Raw genomic sequence first — 9,081 nt, 5'->3', positions numbered from 1 at the left:
CGACAAGTGCTAATAACAGTAATATGGCAGCTACTTCAAATGGAAGGATATAATCAGACATGAGTCCAACACCTAGCGTGCGAATATTATCGAATTCTGGTATCGACTGCTTTATAATCGGCAAGTTGACCTGAAAAAGGCTTAATAAAAGTAAACTGAATATAGCTCCTCCGGCAATTAAGCCCCAAAATTGATTATGACTGGAGGCTATTAGTGCTTTGCCAGATAACCGATTGGTCAACATAACACCAAAAATCATGAGAACCACAATTCCGCCTACGTAAATCATTATTTGGGTGATGGCTAAAAATTCTGCACCGGCCAATACATAAATGGCTGCTACGCCCAAAAAGGCAACCACCAATGAACAAGCAGCATATAATACGTTTTTTGTAATGAGTACGAGCAATGCTCCTAATACTGCTAAGCCTCCAAATATGTAAAAAAGAACCTCAATCATCTTTTTTCTTCGGTTTAGGCGCCCTTGGCTTAAATTTAGGTTTGCCAGTGGTTGCAGTAGTTGTTTTTGGTTTCGCTACAGGTTTAGGCCTTGGGCTTTCACCAGATGATCCTTTTGACTCTTTGGCCTTAGCCTTCTCCTCTTCATAAGCTGCCAGTTCCTTCTGTTTGGCCAATATGTCTGCTGCACTCATATTTGCAAAGGAGTAGACATGATCATCGATTTCAAACTCACTAAAATCAAAGGTCTTGGTCATAGTCAGGCACTCTGTCGGGCAAACTGTCGTACATAAGCCACAAAAACAGCATTTACCCATGTCAATATCAAACTTTGCCGCATGTATTCTCTTTGGGGTACCATCAGAAGTTTTGCCAAAGGTTTCTGTGGCTTTTATTGATTCAATTTCGATGCAATCTACCGGACAAATCTTTGCGCACTTGTCACATACAATACAATCATCAATTTCATTATGTAACCTATACCTACCATTATCTGGTACCGGCATACTTTCGTGAGGGTATTGTATGGTAGAAATACCATTTTGCTTCTCAAAATAGTTTTCTTCTTTTACATCAATAGAAGCTTTGCTATGGCGGGCATCAAAAAAGTGCCTTAACGTTATGCTGAGTCCTTTAAGAAGGGTTTTTGTTGAGGATTTTATGTTTAGCCAATAATTTGTGCTCATGCCAAACAAAGATGCCAAGATTTTGATAAAGGCTAAATATTTTATTCAGTAGATTCTGCTTTTTTTACAGTAAACTTAAATGTGCTGCCTTTGCCTTCTTCACTTTCTACCCAGATTTTGCCTCCCATTCTATCAACAAATTCTTTACACAGCTTTAAGCCTATTCCTGTACCCTTTTCATTGGAGGTGCCCGGTGTAGTATAAATCAATGAGTTATCAAATACTTTCCCAACTTGCTCTTGAGACATACCTACACCATTGTCGCTTATGCAGATAATCCAATGTTGGCCACTGTCTTCTGCAAAAACTTCTACTGTGCCTTTCTCCTGAGTAAATTTTATAGAGTTTGAAACCAGGTTTCTTATCACCAGGTCGAGCATGTTGCGATCTGCCAGCGCCACCTCCTCTTGTACTTTGTTGAAAAAGTTGATATTCTTATCGTTTACTTCTCTAAAAAAGGTGAGGTTATCTTCTACTGTGAGTTTGAGTTTTATTTCTTCCTCCTTTATCTCAATCTCATTCATTTGCACCATTGCCCAGTCGAGCAGATTATCGAGCAGCTTTCTGGTGTTGTCAAGCCTGATTTTTAATGACCTGGTAAGCTGCACAAGCTCCTCCTGTGTGAGGTGGCCTTCATTAAGCATATCAAGAATACCTACAAGTGCATTGATGGGCGATCTTAGGTCATGAGAAACAATAGAAAAGAATTTATCCTTTAGCTCAAGTAAACTTTCGAGCTCTTTACTTTGTGCCTCTATCTCTTTTTGGTGTACGATCAACAGCTCGTTAATCTTTTTCCTTCTTGCTCCACTTCTATAGAGTGTGACTAACAGCACGGCTGTAAATGCCAATATTACCACTAATATGTTTCTTAGAAACTCTTCATTTTTGAGTTGTGCCTGCCGTTGCTCTTCACGCTGATTAAGAAGTGCAATTTCAATATCTTTCTTTTGAGTCTCGTACTTAATTTGTAACTGAGAAAATTGCTCACTTTTCTTTTCGCTATAGAGCTCATCACCCAATGTTTTAAACTTTTTATATAGCTCCAGCGATCTTTGAAATTCTCCTTTAAGCTCATATAGTTTGGAAAGCTCCTGATATACCTGTACCTGAAGCCCTTTGTTGTTTTCGTCATTGGCTATGGAAAGTGCGGTATTGAGAAAGCGTGCAGCCTCATCTAAGTCCCCGCTGGCCATAAGTGTGCGGCCTTTACCCAGGTTGATTTCTGCTATTCCACTTTCGTTTCCAAGATTTTCATAATACTCAATGGCCTGATCGTGATAGTCTATAGCCGCGGCATAGTCTCGCTTCGCTCTGTATGCCTGAGCAATTTTCTCCAATATTTCCGGGGCCAAAATGTAGACGTCTAAAACTTCTTCATACTCCTTACATTTTTCGAGCGCTTCGTTTAGAGTCTCTAATGCAAGGTCATATTTACCTTCTGCTAAATAAATGTCACCCAGGTCGTTGAGGGCATAGGGTATGCCTTCTTTATCACCTATTTTCTCACTTAGCTCTTTGGCTTCAACAATAAATACTTTGGCCTTTTTAAGCTGACCCATAGCCTTGAGAACTCTACCCACATTATAAGTTGCTATAGCGGCCCCTAGCGAGTCGCCTATTTCTGTGGTTCGGTTCAGAGACTTATAATAGTAATCATAGGCCTCATTAAAAAGGTCAAGTTCGTAATAGCCCTCTCCCAGGTTATTCCAAACACGGGCTATACCTTCTTCATCTCCTACGCTTTCGTAAAGTCTTAATGCATCAAAATCAAATTGTAAGGCCTGGTAATGTTCCCCTCTATAACCTGCCAAAACACCAAGGTACCTGTAAATACTTGCAAGGATCGTTGTGTCATTTTCCTGCTCTGCCAGCTCTTTTATGTGCAATGCCATTTGATAAGCAGAATCAGGATCTGAAATCTCATATTCTGAAATAAGATAATAGGCAATTCTCAGTTTAATAGAGTCGTTGCTGGTAGTATTATACACCTGACGCAAACTATCGGGGGAAATTAAATCATTCTGTGCCTGTGTAAGAGTTGGCAAAACAGACAGCAAAACGGCTAAAAATATCGTGTTACAATTTTTCAAACTCGATCAATATACATTAAATCATTAACAATCTCCATAAACCGCAAAATAATAACATCAAGATGGCAGCCGGTGTAAGGTATTTCCAACCGAGCGACATCAATTGATCAATTCGCAGCCTTGGGTAAGTCCATCTGGCCCACATTTGGATGAATACCATAACCATGGCTTTGGAAACCAACCAGAATGCACCAGATATATAGCCGTAGAGCGTACCGGGTTCTCCACTTGTCCATGTGGCTAGTTCAAGGGCGCCTAAATTAGGTAGAGGTGTATTCCAGCTTCCAAAAAACAAAACCACACCCAACAGACTGACTAGTAGCATCATACCATACTCAGAAAGCATAATTACCGACCATCGGAAGCCTGAATATTCTGATTGAAAACCTGCCACCAATTCAGATTCTGCTTCTGGCAAATCAAAAGGTGCACGATTACACTCAGCCAGGGAAGCGATAAAAAATATTACCCAGGCGATAAATAAAAGAGGCATACGAAGCACATTCCATGTTAGAAAACCTCCTACATTGGTTATTTCTATACCTAATGCTTTAATTCCTAAGAGATAATTTTCACTTCCGAAATAAGCCTCATCGTACCAAATACCTTGCTGATAAGAAATCTCCTGCAAATCAAGCGTTTGAGAAATTACAATTACGCACAACACGGAGAGTGTAAGCGGCACTTCGTAAGACACAATCTGGGCAGCGGAGCGCATAGCTCCTAAAAGGGCATATTTATTATTCGAGCTCCATCCGGCTAAAATAACTCCGATTACATCTAAAGAAACTATGGCTAGCAAGTAAAATACTCCGGAATTTACAGCTGCTCCTCCCCAGCCTGGTGCGATGGGCATCACAGCAAAACCAGCAAACACAAAAACGAAAATTAGGATTGGCGCTGTAAGAAAAAGTTTTCTATCGGCAGCATTGGGCACGATGTCTTCTTTTTGCACCAACTTGAGTAAATCTGCAATAGTTTGAAGCAAACCATAATACCCAACTTCCATGGGTCCGTACCTATCTTGAATAAAGGCACTCACCTTTCTCTCGGCATACACAGCTACAACCGTAAAAACTATGAGTAGAGGTAGAAAGAATAAAACCGTAGACATCGAACGCTAAATTAGGCTTATAAATTAAATAAAAAGTAATTTATACACGAAAGGCGAAATATCTGTTTAGTCCCACAAGGGGTATGACTCTAAATGCACCTCATCTTTAAAAAATAATTTGGCTGATGCCTCAAATGATCTGGTAAAATCAGAGACTAAAAACTGATCTTTTACCTGTCCTGAATTATTGAGCAAAGCTTCATTTTCAAGGTATTGTTTTAAATAATGAGCTGTTACCAGCGAAGAATCAAGAATTTCGACAGGTTGGCTGTAGAACTCTTTTATTTGCTTCTTAATTAAAGGATAGTGTGTACAGCCGAGAATCAGCGCTTCGATACCGTTTAGGTCATCATCACTTAAATATTTATTGATAATTTCTGAACTGATCTTATTATTAAAAAAGCCTTCCTCAATCATCGGTACCAACAGGGGTGTTGCTAATGATTTCAATTCTATATCCTGCTTCAGCTGATTAATTTTTCTGCCATATACATCTGAGTTTACCGTACGTTTGGTACCAATCAATCCTATTTTGGTTTTGTTAAACCTTTCTTTTACCAAACTTACCATTGGGTCAATCACATTGATAACCTTAGCTCTTCGGCCTGTATACTCCTTCAGCAAATCATACGCTGCTGAGCTGGCAGAATTACAGGCAATGACAATGACCTTACAACCTTTTTGTAATAATATATCAGCAATTTTGACTGAGTAGGCTTGCACCGCAGCTTCTGATTTGTCACCATAAGGAAGATGTGCAGTGTCACCAAAGTAGACTAAAGACTCCTTAGGAAGCACTTCTTTTATGGTGTGTGCTACGGTAAGACCTCCAATTCCACTATCAAATACTCCAATAGGCTGAGCAGAAGCTTCTTTCATAATATGACTAATCAATTAATACCAATGCAAAAGGCCAAAATTATCTAATTTGGAGAGATTAAAAGGGTTAAGCCATATATTTTGTAGGTAGTCAAATTCACTAACTTTATAAGCTTAAAACAAAGCTGCAAGGGTGTATTACGAAAGATTTGACGACCAAATGGACAAATATTTTTGTATAATTGCAGCCAACAATAACACGAAAAAAACTTATAAGACATGGCTAATAATATTCTTAAAGGTAAAAAGGGAATCATTTTTGGAGCTTTAGACGAAAGCTCAATTGCTTGGAAAGCAGCAAAAGTAGCTCATGAAGAAGGTGCTGAGTTTACACTAACTAATGCACCAGTTGCTCTTCGAATGGGTACCATCAACCAGTTGGCAGAAGAATGTAATGCTGAAGTTATTCCAGCAGATGCTACATCAATCGAAGACCTCACCAACCTATTTGAAAAGTCGAAAGAAGTATTGGGCGGTAAAATAGACTTTGTATTACATGCCATTGGTATGAGCCCTAATGTGAGAAAAGGAAAGGATTACGGTGACTTAAACTACGATTGGTACCTAAAAACTTTAGATATTTCAGGTGTGTCTTTTCACAAGGTTTTACAGACTGCAGAAAAAACTGAAAGCATGAATGAGTGGGGCTCAATTTTAGGCCTTTCTTACATTGCTGCACAGCGTACCTTCCCTGACTATGGAGACATGGCCCAGGCAAAAGCCATGCTCGAGTCTATTGCAAGAAGCTATGGATACAGATTTGCCAAGTCAAATAAAGTAAGAGTAAACACCATCAGTCAATCGCCAACTATGACTACTGCAGGTAGTGGTGTACCAGGCTTTGATGTTTTCTTTGACTACGCCAACAAAATGTCTCCTTTAGGCAACGCGCCTGCTGAAGACTGTGCAAAATACATAGCCATGATGTTCTCAGACTACACGCGCATGGTTACTATGCAAAATTTAATGCATGATGGAGGTTTCTCTACTTCAGGTATAACTGAAGAAATTATAGCAGACCTATCTAAATAATTATTAATGTTAAAAAAAGCCGCTTCAACTTAAAAATTGGAGCGGCTCTTTTATTTCAATTATGGTAGTTTTTCCAAATGCTAAAATAAATCTCGGTCTGAATATCATCTCTAAACGGACCGATGGCTATCATAATATTTCCTCTTGTTTCTATCCGATCCCACTTACTGACATACTTGAAGTAAAAAAATCTGAGCAGTTTGAATTTAACTCAACTGGCATTGAAATACCCGGTGAAGGAAATTTGTGCATCAAGGCTTTTGAAATATTAAAGCAAAAGCATGGAATCGGCCCTGTAAATATACATTTACACAAAATCGTGCCTATCGGAGCAGGATTAGGTGGTGGCTCAGCGGACGCTTCTTTCACACTAAAGTGCCTTAACGAACTTTTCAACCTTCAGCTGACCAACAAAAAACTAGAAAATTATGCGTCTCAATTGGGCAGCGATTGTCCATTTTTCATTCAAAACAATGCTGTGATGGCTAGCGGAACGGGTACAGATTTTTCTGATATTGACTTTGATTTGTCAGGCAGGTACCTGGTCTTAATAAACCCTGGCATACATGTAAGTACTGCGTCTGCCTACAACAAGGTAAAACCTCAGCAGGCAGAGCACCAGATAGAAAATGTGTTGAGCCTACCTATTGATGAATGGAAAGATAAACTGCATAATGACTTTGAAGATTCGGTTTTTCCTCAATTTCCGGCTATAGGTGAAATTAAAGAGCAGCTCTTAACATCTGGCGCACAATACGCCAGCATGACCGGATCCGGATCTAGCGTTTATGCTATTTTTGATACAAAGCCTGAATTACCCGAAAGCTTAGTGAGTAATGTTGTTTGGCAAGGACAGCTCGATTAGCGCAGGTGATCAACCTGCATGGCTCTCCTCCTCTTGTACCTGTTGATTAGCGGGTATGTAAGCACGGCACTCAAGATAATAAGTGTACCTAAGTAGAAACCAGGTGCCATTTGCTCTTTCTCACCAAAAATAATTACGGCTAAAATTATCCCATACACGGGCTCGAGATTTACTGTAAGATTTATCACAAAAGCAGAAAGTTGCTTCATAAGATCTACAGATACTGAATAAGCATATACTGTACATATCACAGCGAGTACAAAAAGCCAACCCCAATCGACCATAGTAGGTGAAAGGTTTAACTCCCCACCGCTGAAATACATCATATACACAGGAAAGAATAAAGCTGTACCCAAACAAGCACCGATCATCTCATAGAAAGTGATCATATATGGGTTATGTTTTTTAATGAACTTCCCATTGATCACAGTAAATAGGGCCGACAAGAATGCTGACGCCACAGCCATAGATAGTCCTAAGGCATGATCAAATTCAAAACGGAAGATCACATAAAGGCCTATAATTACGACTACGCCAAGCAGAACTTCTACGGCATTAATCTTTCTTTTATTAAGTACCGGCTCAATAAAACTGGTCCATAAAGAACATGTGGCCATACCCGCCAGGCAAACACTAGCAGTTGAGACCCGGGCTGCTGCAAAAAACAGTATCCAGTGAGCCGCGATAAGCAGTCCCGTAGCGAGTATTTTGGTTATCTCATTTCTACCAAGTCGGAAATTTCTTTTTCGAAAGTATAGAAGAAAACCCAGTGCAATAAAGGCAAGCAAGGTTCTGTAAAAAACTATCTCAACAGACGGAATGGTAATCAGCAGCCCTAGTATTGCTGTGAAACCCCATATCCAGACAATAAAATGAAGTTTGAGATAGTCTTTAGTTTGCGCCATCAGCGAGGGACATATTTATACATCAAGAGAGAAATACCACCAAATAAGATATTAGGAAACCATACCGAGATGGCAGGTGGTAAACTTCCTGCCTCCGCTATAGTTTTGCTCAATATAAAAAACATGATAAATAGGAAAGATAGAAAGAAACCTAAGGCGATTTGAAAACCCGCTCCTCCTCTGGTTTTTTTAGATGACACTATCACACCCATAAATGTGAGAATAAGGACAGCAAACGGACTTGTATAGCGCGTGTACTTTTCCACCTCATATACCTCAACATTACTTGCACCTCTCATCCGTAATTTACTGATGTGCGAATTGAGTTCGTTTATCGTCATACCATCATATCTACGGTAATCATTTTCAAACTCACTCGGGTGAATTGCTAAAGTAGTGTCAACCTTTCGCCCTTCTTCAACAATTTCGTCCATTCCATCTAAGGTCAGGCGCTTCCAGTTGGTAAGTTCCCATTTTTCTTTATCGCTATCCCAGGAGATTCTTGATGCACTAAACTTTTCCATCAGTTGCGTGCCTTCCATTTTCTCAAGCGTAAAATTATAGCCTATGTTAGATTGGTTGTTATAGCTGCGCATGTACAAATAGGTATCCGGAGCCACCTGCATATGCACGTTTGTCTGGTCGAAATAGTATTTACTCTTGAGGTACTCCACCTCAAAGGCCAACCTCGATTTATTGGAGTTTGGAATAACCCAACCTGTAAGATAAAAACTGGAAAGTGCGATCATTGAAGCACCGATAAAATACGGTAGCAACATTCTTCTAAATGAAACCCCTGAGCTCAGAATGGCTACAATTTCTGTATGCCCTGCCATTTTTGCTGTAACAAATACAGTGGCTATAAATACCGTTAGTGGCGTGATGAAATTGGCTATCCAGGGGATGAAATCAAGGTAGTACCCAATAATCTGGGTGGTCTCGAGATCGGCCTTTACAAATTTTTCAGTTTTTTCGGTGATGTCAATCACTAGAATAACTGCGCATATGATTAGCACTGTAAAGATAAATGCTCCCAGAAATCTCTTTA

9 protein-coding genes are annotated in these 9,081 nt (G+C 39.7%); 2 read left to right on the top strand and 7 right to left on the bottom strand.

Annotation, left to right across the window (positions count from 1 at the left end; all coding sequences use genetic code 11):
• The 5 genes from E1176_RS11045 to murI all read right to left on the bottom strand — a co-directional run.
• Positions 1-460: NADH-quinone oxidoreductase subunit J family protein (locus E1176_RS11045; protein ID WP_155210669.1), on the bottom strand; the 460-nt coding region annotated here is incomplete at its 3' end.
• Positions 453-1,145, bottom strand: coding sequence for a 4Fe-4S binding protein (locus E1176_RS11040; RefSeq protein ID WP_155210668.1), 693 nt, complete (start codon positions 1,143-1,145; stop codon positions 453-455). The genes E1176_RS11040 and E1176_RS11045, both read right to left, overlap by 8 nt.
• A gap of 41 nt (positions 1,146-1,186) precedes the next feature.
• The gene (locus E1176_RS11035) at positions 1,187-3,238 is read right to left on the bottom strand and encodes an ATP-binding protein (protein WP_155210667.1); all 2,052 of its coding nucleotides are present in this window, start codon (positions 3,236-3,238) and stop codon (positions 1,187-1,189) included.
• Positions 3,239-3,254: 16 nt separating this feature from the next.
• Positions 3,255-4,352 carry a complex I subunit 1/NuoH family protein gene (locus E1176_RS11030; RefSeq protein ID WP_155210666.1) on the bottom strand — a complete coding sequence of 366 codons (1,098 nt, stop codon included), beginning with the start codon at positions 4,350-4,352 and terminating at the stop codon, positions 3,255-3,257.
• A 66-nt stretch (positions 4,353-4,418) separates the two neighbouring features.
• Positions 4,419-5,231, bottom strand: a complete 813-nt coding sequence (gene murI / locus E1176_RS11025) for a glutamate racemase (RefSeq protein ID WP_155210665.1) — start codon at positions 5,229-5,231, stop codon at positions 4,419-4,421.
• 219 nt (positions 5,232-5,450) lie between these two features.
• Between murI and E1176_RS11020 the strand changes: the two genes are divergently transcribed.
• Together E1176_RS11020 and ispE are read left to right on the top strand one after the other, a co-directional pair.
• Complete coding sequence (locus E1176_RS11020) at positions 5,451-6,263, top strand: enoyl-ACP reductase FabI (RefSeq protein ID WP_155210664.1); 813 nt, start codon at positions 5,451-5,453, stop codon at positions 6,261-6,263.
• A 61-nt stretch (positions 6,264-6,324) separates the two neighbouring features.
• On the top strand, positions 6,325-7,128 hold the full coding sequence (ispE, locus tag E1176_RS11015; RefSeq protein ID WP_155210663.1) for a 4-(cytidine 5'-diphospho)-2-C-methyl-D-erythritol kinase: 804 nt from the start codon (positions 6,325-6,327) through the stop codon (positions 7,126-7,128).
• On the opposite strand, the gene E1176_RS11010 is transcribed toward ispE, so the two are convergent.
• Positions 7,125-8,033: a DMT family transporter gene (locus E1176_RS11010; protein ID WP_155210662.1), complete on the bottom strand. Its 909-nt coding sequence runs from the start codon at positions 8,031-8,033 to the stop codon at positions 7,125-7,127. The two genes, ispE and E1176_RS11010, sit on opposite strands and share 4 nt — an antisense overlap.
• A partial coding sequence (locus E1176_RS11005) for an LptF/LptG family permease (RefSeq protein ID WP_155210661.1) occupies positions 8,033-9,081 on the bottom strand: 1,049 nt, incomplete at its 5' end. The genes E1176_RS11005 and E1176_RS11010, both read right to left, overlap by 1 nt.

Origin of the sequence: Fulvivirga aurantia, assembly GCF_009711475.1 — a bacterium.
GTDB classification, from domain to species: Bacteria; Bacteroidota; Bacteroidia; order Cytophagales; family Cyclobacteriaceae; genus Fulvivirga; species Fulvivirga aurantia.
Note: the sequence above shows the minus strand (reverse complement) of the source record. Positions and strands in the feature narration are given on the sequence as shown.